General features: G+C 68.4%; 16 protein-coding genes. 9 read left to right on the top strand and 7 right to left on the bottom strand.

Annotated features, from left to right (window positions below):
• The first annotated feature begins 44 nt into the window (after positions 1-44).
• Positions 45-1,241, top strand: coding sequence for a TIGR03862 family flavoprotein (locus tag BLQ77_RS24145; protein ID WP_089963436.1), 1,197 nt, complete (start codon positions 45-47; stop codon positions 1,239-1,241).
• Between the two features lie 52 nt (positions 1,242-1,293).
• Here BLQ77_RS24145 and rimK read toward each other — a convergent pair whose 3' ends face one another.
• A complete protein-coding gene (rimK, locus tag BLQ77_RS24150; RefSeq protein ID WP_089963438.1) occupies positions 1,294-2,685 on the bottom strand; it encodes a 30S ribosomal protein S6--L-glutamate ligase in 1,392 nt (463 codons plus the stop codon).
• Between the two features lie 272 nt (positions 2,686-2,957).
• Between rimK and BLQ77_RS24155 the strand changes: the two genes are divergently transcribed.
• Positions 2,958-4,316 (top strand): dicarboxylate/amino acid:cation symporter, encoded by a 1,359-nt coding sequence (locus tag BLQ77_RS24155; protein ID WP_008887291.1) that lies wholly within the window; start codon positions 2,958-2,960, stop codon positions 4,314-4,316.
• A 55-nt stretch (positions 4,317-4,371) separates the two neighbouring features.
• On the opposite strand, the gene BLQ77_RS24160 is transcribed toward BLQ77_RS24155, so the two are convergent.
• Positions 4,372-4,788 carry a DUF6636 domain-containing protein gene (locus tag BLQ77_RS24160; RefSeq protein ID WP_089963440.1) on the bottom strand — a complete coding sequence of 139 codons (417 nt, stop codon included), beginning with the start codon at positions 4,786-4,788 and terminating at the stop codon, positions 4,372-4,374.
• Between the two features lie 163 nt (positions 4,789-4,951).
• On the opposite strand from BLQ77_RS24160, the gene BLQ77_RS24165 reads away from it, so the two are divergent.
• The gene (locus tag BLQ77_RS24165) at positions 4,952-5,440 is read left to right on the top strand and encodes a LysM peptidoglycan-binding domain-containing protein (RefSeq protein WP_089963442.1); all 489 of its coding nucleotides are present in this window, start codon (positions 4,952-4,954) and stop codon (positions 5,438-5,440) included.
• Between the two features lie 78 nt (positions 5,441-5,518).
• Here the strand turns inward: BLQ77_RS24165 and BLQ77_RS24170 are convergent, their stop codons facing one another.
• On the bottom strand, positions 5,519-6,478 hold the full coding sequence (locus tag BLQ77_RS24170) for an L-malyl-CoA/beta-methylmalyl-CoA lyase (protein ID WP_008886630.1): 960 nt from the start codon (positions 6,476-6,478) through the stop codon (positions 5,519-5,521).
• A gap of 259 nt (positions 6,479-6,737) precedes the next feature.
• On the opposite strand from BLQ77_RS24170, the gene dgcN reads away from it, so the two are divergent.
• Together dgcN and dgcA are read left to right on the top strand one after the other, a co-directional pair.
• The gene (gene dgcN, locus BLQ77_RS24175) at positions 6,738-7,739 is read left to right on the top strand and encodes an N-acetyltransferase DgcN (protein WP_089963444.1); all 1,002 of its coding nucleotides are present in this window, start codon (positions 6,738-6,740) and stop codon (positions 7,737-7,739) included.
• 92 nt (positions 7,740-7,831) lie between these two features.
• Positions 7,832-8,797: an N-acetyl-D-Glu racemase DgcA gene (dgcA, locus tag BLQ77_RS24180; protein ID WP_089963446.1), complete on the top strand. Its 966-nt coding sequence runs from the start codon at positions 7,832-7,834 to the stop codon at positions 8,795-8,797.
• Here the strand turns inward: dgcA and BLQ77_RS24185 are convergent, their stop codons facing one another.
• Positions 8,798-9,811, bottom strand: a complete 1,014-nt coding sequence (locus BLQ77_RS24185) for a DUF5671 domain-containing protein (protein ID WP_089963448.1) — start codon at positions 9,809-9,811, stop codon at positions 8,798-8,800.
• A 194-nt stretch (positions 9,812-10,005) separates the two neighbouring features.
• Between BLQ77_RS24185 and BLQ77_RS24190 the strand changes: the two genes are divergently transcribed.
• Positions 10,006-10,869: a D-amino-acid transaminase gene (locus BLQ77_RS24190; RefSeq protein ID WP_089963450.1), complete on the top strand. Its 864-nt coding sequence runs from the start codon at positions 10,006-10,008 to the stop codon at positions 10,867-10,869.
• A gap of 190 nt (positions 10,870-11,059) precedes the next feature.
• Positions 11,060-12,889, top strand: coding sequence for a dihydroxy-acid dehydratase (ilvD, locus tag BLQ77_RS24195; RefSeq protein WP_040384699.1), 1,830 nt, complete (start codon positions 11,060-11,062; stop codon positions 12,887-12,889).
• Between the two features lie 202 nt (positions 12,890-13,091).
• Here ilvD and BLQ77_RS24200 read toward each other — a convergent pair whose 3' ends face one another.
• The gene (locus BLQ77_RS24200; RefSeq protein WP_008886756.1) at positions 13,092-13,544 is read right to left on the bottom strand and encodes an Lrp/AsnC family transcriptional regulator; all 453 of its coding nucleotides are present in this window, start codon (positions 13,542-13,544) and stop codon (positions 13,092-13,094) included.
• 72 nt (positions 13,545-13,616) lie between these two features.
• Here BLQ77_RS24200 and BLQ77_RS24205 point away from each other — a divergent pair, with 72 nt between their 5' ends.
• Positions 13,617-14,216 carry a LysE family translocator gene (locus BLQ77_RS24205; protein ID WP_089963451.1) on the top strand — a complete coding sequence of 200 codons (600 nt, stop codon included), beginning with the start codon at positions 13,617-13,619 and terminating at the stop codon, positions 14,214-14,216.
• Between the two features lie 207 nt (positions 14,217-14,423).
• Positions 14,424-15,386 carry an acetyl-CoA carboxylase carboxyltransferase subunit alpha gene (locus BLQ77_RS24210; protein ID WP_089963453.1) on the top strand — a complete coding sequence of 321 codons (963 nt, stop codon included), beginning with the start codon at positions 14,424-14,426 and terminating at the stop codon, positions 15,384-15,386.
• A gap of 68 nt (positions 15,387-15,454) precedes the next feature.
• On the opposite strand, the gene BLQ77_RS24215 is transcribed toward BLQ77_RS24210, so the two are convergent.
• Both BLQ77_RS24215 and BLQ77_RS24220 read right to left on the bottom strand, forming a co-directional pair.
• A complete protein-coding gene (locus BLQ77_RS24215) occupies positions 15,455-16,984 on the bottom strand; it encodes a cryptochrome/photolyase family protein (protein WP_089963455.1) in 1,530 nt (509 codons plus the stop codon).
• Positions 16,981-17,133, bottom strand: a complete 153-nt coding sequence (locus tag BLQ77_RS24220) for a DUF2256 domain-containing protein (RefSeq protein WP_089963457.1) — start codon at positions 17,131-17,133, stop codon at positions 16,981-16,983. Before BLQ77_RS24220 ends, BLQ77_RS24215 begins: the two co-directional genes overlap by 4 nt.
• Between the last annotated feature and the right edge of the window lie 89 nt (positions 17,134-17,222).

Consider the following 17,222-nt stretch of genomic DNA (forward strand, 5'->3'; position numbering starts at 1 on the left):
CAAGAGACTGGGACCGGAGCGCAGGGGATCAAGGGAAAAGCGACGTGGCGACATCATCCGACAGCCCGGCAGTGGTGATCGGCGGCGGCCCCGCCGGGCTGATGGCGGCGGATGCACTGCTGTCGGCGGGCGTGCCGGTGCTGCTGGCCGAGGCCAAGCCCTCGGTCGGGCGCAAGTTCCTCATGGCCGGGAAATCCGGTCTGAACCTGACGCGCGCGCAGCCCTTTGGCCCCTTCCTCGCAGCCTATGGCGGCGCCGAGGCGGCGCTGCGCCCGATGCTGGCCGAATTCACCCCGGAGACCGTGCAGGACTGGGCGGCGGGGCTGGGACAGACCACTTTCGCGGGCTCGACCGGGCGGGTCTTCCCCACCGCCATGAAGGCCTCGCCGCTCTTGCGCGCGTGGCTGGAACGGCTCGAGGGCATGGGGCTCGATCGCCGCACCCGCTGGCGCTGGACCGGATGGAAGGCCGGCGCGGTCTGCTTCGAGACGCCCGAGGGCCCGCGGCGGCTGATGCCCCCCGTCACCGTGCTGGCGCTTGGCGGCGCGAGCTGGGCGCGGCTTGGCTCGGACGGTGCGTGGGCCGGTCTGCTGGCGGACGAGGGCATCAAGGTGGCGCCGTTCCAGCCCGCCAATGCAGGGCTCTGCGTCGACTGGTCCGGGCACATGGCCCCGCATTTCGGCGCGCCGCTCAAGGGCATCGCGCTTGCGGCAGGCCCCCTGACCAGCCGGGGCGAGGCGGTGATCTCGGCCCGCGGGCTCGAGGGGGGCGGGCTCTACCCGCTGTCGCCGGCGCTGCGCGAGGGCGCCCCGCTGCATATCGACCTCGCGCCCGATCTCTCGGCCGGGGAGCTCGCCCAGCGCCTCGGCAGGCCGCGCGGCAAGCAGAGCCTATCGAACCACCTGCGCAAGGTGCTGAAGCTCTCGCCCGCCGCCCGCGCGCTGCTGATGGAATGCGCCCGCCCGCTGCCCGACGATCCGGCCCGCCTTGCCGCGACCGTCAAGGCGCTGCCGGTACCGCACAAGGGCCTGCGCCCGATGGACGAGGCAATCTCGACCGCCGGCGGCGTGCCCTTCGCGGCGCTTGACGAGGCGCTGATGCTGCGCGCCCGCCCCGGAACCTACTGCGCCGGCGAGATGCTCGACTGGGAGGCGCCGACCGGCGGTTACCTTCTCACCGCCTGCCTCGCCACCGGCCTCTGGGCCGGGCGCCACGCCGCCCTGCGCGCGCTGGGGGCCTGAGGGGTTGGGTCGTCGCGGAAAGCCGCACTCAGGCCCCTGTGGCGCGACCCGCTCACGCGGTGCTGCGCTTGGTCCGGGTGCGCTGCGGCTTCGGCGCCACCTTCGCCTCGATGTGCTGGATCACCAGCCCGGCGATGTCCTTGCCCGAGGTGCGCTCGATCCCTTCGAGCCCCGGCGAGGAGTTCACCTCCAGCACCTTGGGGCCGTCGTCGCCGCGCAGCAGGTCCACCCCCGCAACGTCGAGTTTCATCGCCCGCGCCGCCCGCACCGCGATGTCGCGCTCGGTGCGCGAGATCCGCACCGGCTCGGCGGTGCCGCCCTGGTGCAGGTTCGAGCGGAAATCGTCGGGCCGGCCACGGCGGCGCATCGAGGCCACCACCTTGCCGCCGACCACGAAGCAGCGGATGTCCTCGCCCGCGGCCTCCTTCACGAAGCTCTGCACGAGGAAGTCGGCGCGCAGGCCCTGGAAGGCCGAGATCACCGATTCCGCCGCCTTCTTGGTCTCGGCCAGCACCACGCCCTTGCCCTGCGTGCTCTCGAGCAGCTTCAGCACCAGCGGGGCGCCGCCCACGAGGCTGATGACGTTGCCTGAATCCTTGGGGCTGCGGGCGAAGGCGGTGGTCGGCATGCCGATGCGGTTGCGGGCGAGCACCTGGTGCGCGTGCAGCTTGTCGCGCGACACGGTGATGCCCTCGGAGCCCGCGAGACAATAGGTGCCGAGGCTCTCGAACTGGCGCACCACGGCAGTGCCGTAGGAGGTCACCGAGGCGCCGATGCTCGGGATCACCGCGTCGTAATGCGGCAGCCGGCGGCCGTCGTAATGCACCTCGCCGCCCACGGCGCGGATGTTCATGTAGCAGCGCGAGGTGTCGATCACCTCCATCGTGTGGCCGCGATGCTCGGCGGCCTCGATCAGCCGGCGGGTCGAGTAGTTGCCGGGCTCGCGGGTCAGGATCGCCAGCCGCAGCGCACGGTGGTGATGCTTGTGGCGCGGCACGTCCCGGTAGGTGTCGAAGGACAGCTCGGGCTGGCAGAAGCTCTGGGAGGGCGAGACGATCATGCCCTCGTCGAGCGCCGAGCGCCCGAGCAGCATCCGGTAGGCCATCGAGCCGCGGTCGGTGAGCGTCACCTCTATCGGCCAGCGCCGCCCGCCCATCTCGACCATGGTCTCGATGACGAAGCGCAGCTCGGTCTCGCCGTTCGACGAGGTCACCTCGCGGCGATCCTTGAGTGGCGCCGAGCAGATGATCTCGAGCCCGGCGTCCTGCGGATCCGGGTGGATGGCGAAACGCACCATCGGCTTCTCGGCGGGGCCGAAGGGCTCGATGGCGAAGGCGTGCAGCGCCGAGGTCCGCGCCCCGGTGTCGACCTTGGCACGGATGGCACGGAGGCCGAGGTCCGGAAGGGCGAGCCATTCCTCCCAGCCGAGCGTGAACTGTGTCATTGTCTGGTCCTTTCCAATCGGCCGGTTGCGCGCTCTACCCTTGCAATGTGACGCGCACAATACGGTTCCCCACGGCCCCGGCGATGCCCCGCCACTGTGACGCCTTGCACGCGCCTTTGCCCGCCCCGTGATGGAAAAGGGTTAATTTTTATGCAATGATGCCTACCAAAACGCGAGTCTCGAGCAGAAATTCGCCTCTTGGGCGAAAACACCACACCGCTTGGGGGGGAAACGCCCCAGACTGGTACCCTGTATCGGAGACGGAGGCTGCTATGGGCGCAACATTGCGAGATGGCGACGGAAAGCTGTCGCTGACGACCAGGATCATGATCGCGATGGTGGCCGGGCTCGTGCTCGGCGTGATCCTCAACGCGATCGGATCGGAATTCGTGAACACCCACATCGTTGGCGGGCTGTTCGGCATGGTGGGGCGGATGTTCGTGAACGCGCTCCAGATGCTGGTGGTGCCGCTCGTGTTCTTCTCGCTGATCTGCGGCGTGGCCGGCATCGGCGACATCCGCATTCTCGGCCGCGTCGGAGGCAAGAGCTTCGGGCTCTACATCGCCACCACCGCGACGGCCATCGGCGTCGCCATCCTGATCGCGCTGGTGGTGGGGCCGGGCAACGGCTTCGTGATGGAGGGCATCGACACCTCGGGCGTCACCGGCAAGGATGCCCCGAGCGTCTGGGACACCTTCGCCGCCATCGTGCCGCGCAACCCGGTCGCCGCCTTCTCGGGCGGGGAAATGCTGCAGATCATCTTCTACACCATCGTGCTCGGCATCGCCGTGCTGATGCTGGGGGAACGGTCCAAGCCCTTCGTAGAGGCCTGCGAATACATGAACGAGCTGATGATGAAGGTCGTCCAGATCGTCATGGCCTTCGCGCCCTACGGCGTGTTCTGCCTGATCGCCAAGACCTTTACCGAGCAGGGCATCGGGCTCTTCATCCCGGTGATGGCCTATGTCGGCGTGCTGGTCGCGGCGCTGCTGCTGCACCTCTTCGTGACGCTGATGCTGTTCCTGAAGCTGCTCTCGGGGCTTGATCCCTTCACCTTCATGAAGAAGATCCGCCCGGCGCAGATCTTCGCCTTCTCCACCGCCTCGTCGAACGCGACGATCCCGGTGACGCTGCGCTGCGTGACCGAGCGGATGGGGGTCAACAACTCGGTGGCCTCGTTCACGGTGCCCTTCGGTGCCACGATCAACATGGACGGCACCGCGATCATGCAGGGCGTGGCGACGGTGTTCCTCGCCAATGTCTACGGCATCGACCTCGGGCTCGGCGGCTATATCACGGTGATTGCGATGGCGGTTCTGGCCTCGATCGGCACCGCGGGTGTGCCCGGCGTCGGGCTGGTGATGCTGACCATGGTGCTGGGACAGGTGGGGCTGCCGATCGAGGGCATCGCGCTGATCCTTGGCGTCGACCGCCTGATGGACATGATCCGCACCGCGGTGAACATCACCGGCGACGCGGTGGTCTCGACCATCGTCGCCAAGACCGAGGGACAGGTCGACATGGCGGTCTACCTCGACCCCAATGCCGGAGTGCTCACTGGCGACGACCTGCACATCGACGAAGCGGCCGAGCATATCCTCGCCGACGCGGCGCACAAGCCGGCGGAATGAACCGGCGGGGGGCCGGGCGGGGCGCGTCCCCGGCCGCCGCTACCGTCGGTGGATCTCAGTAGACGACCTGCTTCGCCCGCGACAGGAAGAAGCCATGGCCGCTCTCGTTGCGGCACTCGAGCCCCTTGCGGCTCGAGACGCAGAGAATGCCGCCGATGTCCCAGCGCTCACCGTATTGCAGCACCTGCGGGCCGGGGCCCGAGGGCCGGGCGTAGGACGTGCCCGGCCGGTCGCATTCGACGGTGACCGGGCCGCGGTTGGTCATCGAGACGGTGTGGCCCGAGCTGCGGCAATTGCCGGGGCGCGGCAGGGTCGGGGTGCGTTCGAAGATCGTGCAGATCACGTCCGACATGTCCCGATCGATGCCGACAGAGCAGTTGATGTTGCCGGAAGGGGTATCGAAATAATCGACATCGGCAGAGGCGGGCGCGGCACTGGCCAGCCCTGCCAGAAGGGCAATGGATCTCAACATGGTCTGGTCCTGAAACGGGCTCGTGAAAAAGCGTCCCGAAAAGGGTCGGGCACGCCCCCTGCCCGAGTCAAGTCGGTGTTTCCGGACGCCCCCGGACCCCGGCGCCGTGCTATCCTGCGCGCGGCGGGTCACCCCGGGCCCGCATCATCCCAAAGGTGGCACCATGGCCGTCACGCTTGATATCCAGCAACCGCAGCCCTTCGATCTCGTGGGGTCGACCATCCTCATCGCCGGCAATGCCACGGCCTTCGAGGGGACACTCTCGATCACCGTCTCCGAGGGCCATGACGAGGTCACCTCGTTCATCCAGGTGGGCTCGCTCGGGCTGCGCCAGTTCCAGGGCTCGGTCGAGATCCCCGCCTCGGCGGCCTTCACGCTCAACCGCCTGTTCCTGACGCTGGCCGACGACAGCGGCAACGAGAACGGCCCCTCGGTGACGATCCCGGTGCTCTACGGGCCGCTGATCCTGCCCGGCTATGCCGGCTGGCAGCCCTACACGGTGCAGCCTGGCGACACGCTGACCGCCATCGCGCAGTCGCAATACGGCAACGGGGACTTCCAGCCGATCTTCGAGGCGAACCAGAACATCCTTGCCAACCCGAACCTGATCTTCCCCGGGCAGGTGCTGCGCATCCCGCGCAACGACATCTGAGAGCGGCAGGGGAAGACGGGCACGAAAAGGGCGCGGCACCCGCCGGGTCACCGCGCCTTGCTCAATCAGACGCGCAGGTCAGTGACCGGCGATCATCTCGGATTGCTTCACGATCACCTCGGCCTGCTTGATCGAGGCGATGTCCACCAGACGGCCCTTGTAGACCGTGGCGCCTTCGCCCTTGGCCTTGGCCTCTTCCATGGCGGCGAGGATCTCGCGCGCCTCGGTCACTGCCTTTTCCGACGGGGTGAAGACCTCGTTTGCAAGCGCCACCTGCTTGGGGTGTATCGCCCATTTTCCGACCATCCCCAGCGTCGCCGAGCGCAGCGCCTGCGCGCGGTAGCCCTCGTCGTCGGAGAAGTCGCCGAAGGGGCCGTCCACCGGCAGCACGCCATGGGTGCGGCAGGCGGCGACGATGGCAGCCTGCGCCCAGTGCCACGGGTCGGACCAGTGCTTGGCCCCCTCGTGCAGCATGTAGTAGTTCTCCTGCGTGCCGCCGATGCCGGTGGTGGCCATGCCCATGGAGGCGGCGAAATCGGCCGCGCCGAGGCTCATGGCCTCGAGGCGCGGGGAGCCGGCGGCAATCTCCTCTACATGCGCAATGCCGGCTGCTGACTCGATGATGACTTCGAACTTGATGGGCTTGGTGCGGCCCCTGGCGCGCTCGACGGCAGTGACCAGCGCGTCGACGGCGTAGAGATCGGCGGCGCAGCCGACCTTGGGGATCATGATCTGGTCGAGCCGGTCCGAGGACTTTTCGAGCAGGTCGACCACGTCGCGGTACCAGTAGGGCGTGTCGAGCCCGTTGATCCGCACCGACAGGGTCTTCTTGCCCCAGTCGATGTCGCCGATGGCCTGGATGATGTTCTCGCGCGCGCTGTCCTTGTCGGAAGGCGCGACCGAGTCCTCGAGATCGAGGTTGATCACGTCAGCCGCCGAGCCGGCCATCTTTTCGAAGATTGCGGGGCGCGAGCCCGGACCGAAGAGCTGGCAGCGGTTGGGACGTGCCGGGGCGGCGGGCTGGATGCGGAAGCTCATGTATCACCTCTCCGAGCAAGGAAGTTTCATAAGTGTCGCCGCATGGGTTATTAAATTGCGCAATGCTGCGCAAGCGAAATCCTTGGGCCCCGAATGCTGCAGTGACGAGAGAGTCCCGGGCTGGCGTGCACGATTCTTCGGCGCTGCGCCCGAAATGCACGAATATTCGGCGCGGACCCCGCAGGCAGGGGTGTTTTCGCGATGGAATTGCATGGGACAGAGGGCAAGATCGCGCCGAATCCAAACACAGGGAAAAGAAATGATCGAGACCCCGTATCTGCTCTTCCTCGGAGACGCACCCGACCCGCTGGCCGCGAAGGTGGCACAGGGGATCAAGGACTGGCGCCCGGAGAACTGCGTGGGCCAGTTCCGCCTCGAAGGCTGCAAGGCCGACCTCAAGATCCCCGACATGACGCTGGCCGAAGCCAAGGCCGCCGGTGCCAAGACGCTGGTGATCGGCGTGGCGAACCGTGGCGGCGTGATCTCGCAGACCTGGAAGAAGGTGCTGGTCGAGGCGCTGGAAGAGGGCTTCGACCTCGCGTCGGGCCTGCACAACCTGCTGCGTGACGAGGAAGACCTTGCCGCCGTGGCCCGCGCCACCGGCCGGACGCTGCACGACGTGCGCATCCCCTCCGTCAAGTACCCGATCGCCAACGGCGAGCCCCGCAAGGGCAAGCGCCTGCTGGCCGTGGGCACCGACTGCTCGGTCGGCAAGATGTACACCGCGCTCGCGCTCGACGCCGCGATGCGCGAGAAGGGCATGAAGTCGACCTTCCGGGCCACCGGCCAGACCGGCATCCTGATCACCGGCGACGGCGTGCCGCTCGACGCGGTCATCGCCGACTTCATGGCAGGCTCCATCGAGTACCTGACCCCGGACAACGACGACGACCACTGGGACATCATCGAGGGCCAGGGCTCGCTGTTCCACGTGTCCTACTCGGGCGTGACCATGGCGCTGGTGCACGGCGGCCAGCCGGACGCGCTGGTGCTCTGCCACGAACCGACCCGCAGCCACATGCGCGGCCTGCCGGGCTACCAGCTTCCGACCATCGAAGCGGTGCGCGACATGGCGCTGACGCTGGCGCAGGTCGCCAACCCCGCCTGCAAGGTGATCGGCGTGTCGATCAACACCCAGCACATGGGTGAGGACGAGGCCGTCGCCTATTGCAAGGAGATCGAGGACCGCATGGGCCTGCCCTGCGTCGATCCCTACCGCCACGGCGCCGAGCGCCTGGCCGAGGCGGTTGCCGCGCTCTGACGCGTTTGGCACTGTTGCAACGAACCACGGGCGGCGGCGCGATCTGCGCCGCCGCCAGTCAATCATTTACGGCAAGATGAAGGGGCGGACACTTGAGCATCGAGGTCACGCGCGACACGTTCAGACTGGCACAGGTCTTCACCATTTCGCGGGGCAGCCGCACCGAGGCAAAGGTGCTGACGGTGAAGGTGACCCGGAACGGGGTGACCGGCTGGGGCGAGTGCGTCCCCTACGCCCGCTATGACGAGACGCTCGAGAGTGTCGAGGCCGAGATCATGGGCCTGCCCGCCGACGTGAGCCGCGAGGCGCTGCAGGGGCTGCTGCCGGCCGGCGCCGCCCGCAACGCCGTCGACTGCGCGCTCTGGGATCTCGAGGCCAAGGCCTCGGGCAAGCGCGTGTGGGAGATGCTGGGAATGCCCGCGCCCGGCCCCGAGATCACCGCCTACACGCTGTCGCTCGACACCCCCGAAAACATGCGCGCGCAGGCCGAGAACAACGCCTTCCGGCCGCTCCTGAAGATCAAGCTCGGCACCCCCGACGACATGCCCCGGCTCGAGGCCGTGCGGGCGGGAGCGCCCAACGCCACCATCATCGTCGATGCCAACGAGGGCTGGAGCGCCGAGGTCTACGCTGATCTCGCGCCGCACCTCGTGCGTCTGGGCGTGGCGCTGGTCGAACAGCCGCTGCCCGCGGGCGACGACGACGCGCTGATCGGGATGGACCGCCCGGTGCCGGTCTGCGCCGACGAGAGCGCCCATGACCGCGCCTCGCTGCCCAGGCTCAAGGGCAAGTATGACATCGTCAACATCAAGCTCGACAAGACCGGCGGCCTGACCGAGGCGCTAGCCCTGCGCGAGGCCGCGCAGGCCGAGGGCTACGGCATCTTCGTCGGCTGCATGGTCGGCTCGTCGCTGGCGATGGCGCCGGCGGTGCTGCTGGCGCAGGGCGCCGCCTTCACCGATCTCGACGGACCGCTGCTGCTGGGCGAGGACCGCGCCACGCCGCTGCGCTTCGACGACGCCGGCGTGCACCCGTCGTCGCCCGAGCTCTGGGGCTGATCACCGCCGGTCGATGTAGGTTCTCATGCAGGCCGTCCCGCCCTCCAGCGTCACGTCGTACCGCGAAACCGCGGCCGGCACCTCGACGCCAGTGCAGAGCTCGAAGCTGTTCTCGCCGGACCTGCGGTACTCGACCGCGGCGGCGAAGCCGGTGAGGGTCTGCGGGTTGCGCGCGCAGCTCATCGGGTCAAGCGTCTCCGGGAGGCCATCTTGAGCCAGCGCCTCGCAATCGCGGACCTCGTTGCTCAGCACCCTGAGATCGGCCAGCCGCGCCCGGTCGCGGCGCTCGGCCTGGCCCTGCGCCGGGCCGCCGATGGTGGCGAAGGACAGCCCCAGCGCCAGCACGGAAAGCGCGATGATCGCCCAGCCTGCGGCGGTGGCCAGGGGACGCGTCGCGCCCTCGCGCTCTTGCTGGAAGAACGCCAGCACGATGCCCGAGATACCCGCGACCACGGCGGATTTCGCAAGGAAGCGCGCGGTCATCTGGCCGTCGAGGAAGGTGTAGATCAGGAACAGCGCGTCGCTCAGCAGGGTGATCACCGCGATCAGCAGCGCCAGCGACGACAGCCAGCGCCGGATGGTCCCGTGGCCCCGCGCCGGATCGGCGCGCAGGCCGCGGGCATCGGCGCGCTGCAGCGCCCAGAACACCGGGGTGAAGACGATCAGCGCCGCCATCGACCAGCGCAGCCCGCTGGCGGAGCCCTGCATCAGCCGGTCCGGCTCGGGCAGCCAGATGTTGATCTGCCCGAAGAGCAGCCCCAGCACGTTGCCGGTCACCATGCCGAAGGTCACGAAGAGCAGCGCGTAGAAGAACGCCTCGCGCGCCGCCGAGGAGCGCACCGGACGCGGCACCGGGCCCGCCGGCGTCATCGCGTCGGACCAGCCCGCGAGCGCCGCCTCGGCCTCGGTCTCGGTCCACCCCGCCGCCTGCAGGGCAGAGCGGATCTCGTCGCGCGAGAGGCCGCCCTTCAGGGCCTCCCGGACGAAGCCTGCAAGCTCCTCGGTCTGCGACATGGGCGTCTCCTTTCACGGGTAGTGGTCGATGCGCGTCTGCGGCGCTATTGGGCCCTTATGTGGGGAGTCGCCCGCGCCTGTCCAATGTCCGCGTCGGCCCGCCCGCCGCTCCCGCCCCGCAGCACCTGCGGCTTCACCCGTTTCCCGGCGCCGGTTCCGCCGTCGTCCGCCCCGTCGTTCCAAAGGAGAATGCCATGACCCGCACCGTCTATCTGAACGGAGAGTACCTGTCCGAAACCGAGGCCAAGGTGTCGATCTTCGACCGCGCCTTCCTCATGGCCGATGGCGTCTATGAGGTGACCTCGGTCCTCGGCGGCAAGCTGATCGACTTCGGCGGCCACCTGAAGCGGCTCGAGCGCTCGCTGAACGAGCTCGACATGAAGAAGCCCGCCGCCTTCGACGACCTGCTCGAGATTCACCGCAAGCTGGTCGAGCTGAACGGCATCGACGAGGGGCTGATCTACCTTCAGGTGACCCGTGGCGCGCCCGGCGACCGCGATTTCGCCTTCCCCGATCCCGAGACCACCGAGCCGACGCTGGTGCTCTTCACCCAGAACAAGCCCGGCCTCGCGGACAACCCGACCGCCAAGAAGGGCATCAAGGTGATCTCGATCGACGACATCCGCTGGGGCCGTCGCGACATCAAGACCGTGCAGCTGCTGTACCCGTCGATGGGCAAGATGATGGCCAAGAAGGCCGGCGCCGACGATGCATGGATGGTCGAGGACGGCTTCGTGACCGAGGGCACCTCGAACAACGCCTACATCGTCAAGGACGGCAAGATCATCACCCGCAACCTGTCGACCGACATCCTGCACGGCATCACCCGCGCCGCGGTGCTGAAATTCGCCCGCGAGGCACAGATGATCGTCGAGGAGCGTCCCTTCACCGTGGACGAGGCCAAGGACGCGGACGAGGCCTTCTTCACCTCGGCCTCGGCCTTCGTGATGCCGGTGGTCGAGATCGACGGCACCGCCATCGGCGGCGGCTCGGTCGGCCAGGTGGCCACCCGCCTGCGCGAGATCTACCTCGAGGAAAGCATCAAGGCCGGCGTCTGAGCCCGGCCTCCGCGCCCGCAGCCGGGGCAGGACGCCTCGGGCGGGCGCCGTTGCCGCAATGTCGAACAGGGGGCCGCGCCGGCAATCGCGCGGCCCCTTTCACGTGTCCGGGGTCCGCGATGGCGGTGCCCTTGCCGCAGGGGCCGCCGGGCGTTACACATCCCCGACACCGCAATGGAGGGGGAGACCCATGCCCGCCTATCGTTCCCGCACCACCACCCACGGCCGCAACATGGCCGGCGCCCGCGGCCTGTGGCGCGCCACCGGCATGACGGACGGCGACTGGAACAAGCCGATCATCGCCATCGTGAACAGCTTCACCCAGTTCGTTCCGGGGCACGTGCACCTCAAGGATCTCGGCCAGATGGTCGCCCGCGAGGTCGAGAAGGCCGGCGGCGTGGCGAAGGAATTCAACACCATCGCCGTCGATGACGGCATCGCGATGGGCCATGACGGCATGCTCTACTCGCTGCCATCGCGCGAGATCATCGCCGACTCGGTCGAGTACATGGTCAACGCCCACTGCGCCGACGCCATGGTCTGCATCTCGAACTGCGACAAGATCACCCCCGGCATGCTGATGGCCGCGATGCGCCTCAACATCCCCGTGGTCTTCGTCTCGGGCGGCCCGATGGAAGCGGGCAAGGTGATGTGGGACGACGAGGAGAAGGCGCTCGACCTCGTGGACGCCATGGTCGCCGCCGCCGACGACAAGTACACCGACGCGCAGGTCCAGGCGATCGAAGAGGCCGCCTGCCCGACCTGCGGCTCGTGCTCGGGCATGTTCACCGCGAACTCGATGAACTGCCTCACCGAGGCGCTGGGTCTGTCGCTGCCGGGCAACGGCTCGACGCTGGCCACCCACGCCGACCGCCAGCGGCTCTTCGTCGAGGCCGGTCACCTGATCGTCGACCTCGCCAAGCGCTACTACGAGCAGGACGACGCCTCGGTGCTGCCGCGCTCGATCGCGACCTTCGAGGCGTTCCAGAACGCCATGACGCTCGACATCGCCATGGGCGGCTCGACCAACACCGTGCTGCACCTGCTGGCCGCCGCCAACGAGGGCGGGGTCGATTTCGACATGACCGAGATCGACAAGCTGTCGCGGCAGGTGCCGGTGCTCTGCAAGGTCGCGCCCGCCAAGAACGACGTGCACATGGAAGACGTGCACCGCGCCGGCGGCATCATGGCGATCCTCGGCCAGCTCGACCGTGCCGGCCTGATCGACAGCTCGGTGCCCACCGTGCATGCCGAGACCATGGCGCATGCGCTCGACCGCTGGGACGTGTCGCGCACCAACTCCGAGTCGGTGCACGACTTCTACCGCGCGGCTCCGGGCGGGGTGCGCTCGACGACCGCCTTCTCGCAGGAGCGCCGCTACGACACGCTCGACCTCGACCGCCAGAAGGGCGTGATCCGCGACGCCGAGCACGCCTTCTCGAAGGACGGCGGCCTTGCGGTGCTCTACGGCAACCTCGCCGAGGACGGCTGCATCGTGAAGACCGCCGGTGTCGACGAGTCGATCCTCGTGTTCTCGGGCCCGGCGCGGATCTTCGAGAGCCAGGACAGCGCGGTGAGCGCGATCCTGACCAACAAGATCAACCCCGGCGACGTGGTGCTGATCCGCTACGAGGGACCGCGCGGCGGCCCCGGCATGCAGGAGATGCTCTACCCGACCAGCTACCTGAAATCGAAGGGGCTCGGGAAGGACTGCGCGCTGGTCACCGACGGCCGCTTCTCGGGCGGCTCCTCGGGGCTGTCGATCGGCCACGTTTCGCCCGAGGCGGCCGAGGGCGGCACCATCGGCCTCGTGGCCGAGGGCGACCTGATCGAGATCGACATCCCGGCGCGCAAGATCCATCTCGCGGTGGACGACGCCGTGCTGGCCGAGCGCCGCGCCGCCCGCGACGCCAAGGGCTGGCAGCCCGACGAGCAGCGCAAGCGCAAGGTGACCAAGGCGCTCAAGGCCTACGCGGCGCTGACCACCAGCGCCTCGAAGGGCGCGGTGCGGCAGATCTGACGCGCGCCACGGCGTGAGGTTTCGCGGGGCGCGGGGTCTTCGGATCCCGCGCCCCGTTTCCGTTCCGGCCCCGTTTCCGGTCCGGCGCAGCGGTCTTGCGGCATCGCGGGCCGGCGGGCGTAGCTGGGGGGGCGCTGCCCCCGTCCCTGCGGGACTCCCCCGGAGTTTATCCGGCAAGATGAAGGGGCCGGGTTGCGCCCGGTCAGGCGCGGTCGTCCTTGGGCGATCCCATCACCACGTAGGAGGTGATGGCGTTGACCTGCGGCAGCGTGCCCAGCACCTCGGTGTGGAAATGCTTGAAGGCGGCGAGGTCCGCGGCCTCGATGCGCAGCAGGTATTCCACGTTGCCGGTGATGTTGTGGCATTCGCGGACCTCGGGGGCGCGTGCAATGGCCCGTTCGAAGGCCTCCTGCATGGACTTGGTGTGGGCGTTGAGTCCGACGGTCACGTAGGCGGTGAAGCCGATGCCGGTCTTCTCGGGGCTGAGCACGGCGCGGTAGCCGCGGATCACGCCGGATTTCTCAAGCGCCGCGACCCGGCGCAGGCAGGCAGAGGGCGACAGGCCCACGCGCTCGGCCAGCGCGAGGTTGCTGATGCGGCCGTCGCGCGAGAGTTCACGCAATATCCTGCCGTCCGTGGCGTCAAGATCACTCATGGATTGCAGTATTGCCCGATGGACGCCGCAGTTCGCAATCTTTCTCCGCGAAAGATCGGCAATTCTTGCGTCATGACACCGGATCTTCTCCTTGCCCTTGCGGCTTTTGCGCTCGTCACCGTGATCACGCCGGGGCCGAACAACCTGATGCTGCTGGCCTCGGGCGCCAACTACGGCGTGCGCCGTTCGTTGCCGCACATGGCCGGCGTGGCGCTGGGGTTCCCGTCGATGGTGTTCCTCGTCGGGCTCGGGGTGATGCGGGTCTTCGACCTCTGGCCGATGGCGCACGATGCGCTGCTCTTGGTTTCGGTCCTCTACATGCTGTGGCTGGCGTGGAAGATCGCCAACGCCGCGCCGCCGGAGCAGGACTCCGGCGCCGAGGGCGGACGTCCGCTGGGGTTCCTGCAGGCGGCGGCCTTCCAGTGGGTGAACCCCAAGGCATGGTCCATGGCACTGGGCGCGATCACGCTCTACGCGGCCGGGCGCGACCTGATGTCGGTGCTCTGGGTCGCCGGGGTCTATGTGGCGATGGGGCTGATCTCCACCACCACATGGACCGTGCTGGGGCGTGAGATGCGCAGGGTGCTCGACCGCCCTGCCCGGCTGCGGCTGTTCAACTGGACCATGGCGGCGCTGATGCTGGCCTCGCTGCTGCCGGTGCTGCTGGGCTGAGGTCTGAGCCGCGCGGATCCCGGCCAGCGGATCCGCCGCGGGCGGGGCGAGGTCGCACGCGGAGGGCGGCGCACCCGCCGGATCCAGTCCTCATGGCCTCGCGACAGCGCGTCGTCCCCGCCGGATCCGGGCGTGACAAATCTTGCTTTGTTGCATCCCGGACCCACAGACGCCATATAGGCCCCGCATAACAAGAGTGCCCGGGCAATGACGCATTATCTCGACTTCGAAAAACCCCTCGCCGAGATCGAGGGCAAGGCAGAAGAACTCCGCAACATGGCGCGGAAGAATGAGGAGATGCATGTCGAGGAAGAGGCCGCCGCCCTCGACCGCAAGGGGCAGGAGATGCTCAAGGAGCTCTACAAGAAGCTCACCCCCTGGCGGAAATGCCAGGTGGCGCGGCATCCCGACCGGCCGCATTGCAAGGATTACATCGAGGCGCTGTTCACCGAGTACACGCCGCTTGCCGGCGACCGCGGCTTCGCGGACGACCACGCGGTGATGGGCGGGCTCGCGCGCTTCAACGACAAGCCGGTGATGGTGATCGGCCACGAGAAGGGCAACGACACTCAGTCCCGCATCGAGCGCAACTTCGGCATGGCGCGCCCCGAGGGCTACCGCAAGGCGATCCGCCTGATGGAGATGGCCGACCGCTTCGGCCTGCCGGTGATCACGCTGGTGGACACCCCCGGCGCCTACCCGGGCAAGGGCGCGGAAGAGCGCGGCCAGTCCGAGGCGATCGCCCGCTCGACCGAGAAATGCCTGCAGATCGGCGTGCCGCTGGTCTCGGTGATCATCGGCGAGGGCGGCTCTGGTGGCGCCGTGGCCTTTGCGACCGCCAACCGCGTCGCGATGCTCGAGCATTCGGTCTACTCGGTGATCTCGCCAGAGGGCTGCGCGTCGATCCTCTGGAAAGACGCCGAGAAGATGCGCGAGGCCGCCGAGGCACTGCGTCTGACCGCGCAGGACCTGCTGAAGCTCGGCGTCGCCGACCGCATCATCGCCGAGCCGCTGGGCGGCGCGCACCGTGATGCGTCGGGCACCATCGCCGCGGTCGGCAAGACCATCGCGTCGATGCTGGGAGAGATGGACGGCATGAAGCCCAAGGCGCTGGTCAACGCGCGCCGCGAGAAGTTCCTGAACATGGGCGCCAAGGGCCTCGCGGCCTGATCGCAACCGCCTGCAGGCACATCGACCGCCCCGGCGCCCGACGCGGGGCGGCCCCTCCGGCCCGGGGCTCAGGGCCACTCCCCTCCATCCAGGAACGCCTTCGCCGAGCCGGTGATCCGGTCGCGCTCGGCCTTGTCCTTCTTGCGCAGGTTCGCGAACATCAGGCCCATGCGCCGGTTGTCGCCCAGCGCCTCCTCGTTCTCGATCAGGAAATTCCAGTACAGATAGTTGAACGGGCAGGCGTCCTCGCCGGTCTTCTGCTTGAGATCGTAGGAGCACGCGCCGCAGTAGTCGGACATGCGGTTGATGTAGCTGCCCGAGGCCGCGTAGGGCTTGGAGCCCAGCCGCCCGCCATCCGCATGCATCACCATGCCGTGCACGTTGGGCAGCTCGACCCATTCGAAGGCGTCGGCGTAGACCTCGAGATACCATTTCTCGATCTGGCGCGGCGCGACCCCGGCCAGCAGCGCGAAGTTCCCCGTCACCATCAGCCGCTGGATGTGGTGGGCATAGGCGTTGCGCCGCGTGGTGCCGATGCAGTCTTCCATGCAGCGCATCCGGGTCCCGGCGCCCCAGTACATCTCGGGCAGGTCGCGCTTTGCGTTCAGGAAGTTGCTGTCCTCGTAGCCCGGCATCTCGGTCCAGTAGATGCCGCGCACGAACTCGCGCCAGCCGAGGATCTGGCGGATGAAGCCCTCGGCGGCGTTCAGCGGCACGTCTCCATCCTGCCACGCCTGTTGGGCCTTCTCGCAGACCTCGGCAGCGGTCAGCAGGCCTAGGTTGAGATAGGGCGAGAGCACGCCGTGGAAGAGGAAATCCTCGCCCGCCTTCATGGCGTCCTGGTAGTCGCCGAAGGTCGGCAGGCAATCCTTGATGAAATGGCGCAGTGCCCGCAGCGCCTCGTCGCGGGTCACCGCCCAGCCGAAGCCCTCGAGATCGCCGAAATGGTTGTCGAATCGCGCAGCCACGAGCTCCAGCACCTCCTGCGTGGTCTCGTCGGGGCGAAAGCGCATGCGGTGCGGCAGCTCGAGCCCCTTGGGCAGCGCCTTGCGGTTCTCGGCGTCGAAGTTCCAGTCGCCGCCCGCCGGCCCGTCGCCCTCCATCAGCAACCCGGTGCGGCGGCGCATCTCGCGGTAGAAGTACTCCATACGGGTGGTCTTGCCGGCCGCGACGAGCTCGGCGAACGCCTCGCGGGAGCAGTAGAAGCGGTCGTCCGTGCGGATCTCGACGGGCAGGTCGAGATCGCTTTCCCAGTCGCCCATCATCTCCCACACGCGCCATTCGCCTGGCTCGGTGACGATGATGCGGGCGGGATCGTGGCGCTTCACCGCGCGCGCCAGCTCGCCGCCGAAGCTGTGGGTGTTGTCGGGATCGTCCAGCGTCACGTAGTCGACGGTGACGCCCCGCCCGCGCAGCTCTTCGGCGAAGTGGCGCATGGCCGAGAGGATCAGCGCGATCTTCTGCGGGTGGTGGCGGACGTAGCTGGTTTCGTCGCCGACCTCGACCATCAGCACCACATCATCCTCGCCGAGGTCCGAAAGCGAGGACAGCGACCGGGTGAGCTGGTCGCCGAGGATAAGGCGCAGGCTCCTGCTCACAAGGGTTTCCGCGCCTCGGTCCGGCAGCGGTCGGAGCAGAACTTCACCGCCTCCCAGTCCCGCGCCCACTTGCGGCGCCACGCGAAGGGCCGCCCGCACCGGGCGCAGAGCTTCACCGGCAGGTCCGCCTTCCTGCGCATCTTCGCCATGACATGTCCTCCCCCCGGCACCCCGCCCTGCGTTCCACGCCAACCATCGCGCGGGGTTGAAACTTTCCGCCCCGCGCGCTCGTTTCTTC

The organism is Salipiger thiooxidans, assembly GCF_900102075.1.
GTDB classification, from domain to species: Bacteria; Pseudomonadota; Alphaproteobacteria; order Rhodobacterales; family Rhodobacteraceae; genus Salipiger; species Salipiger thiooxidans.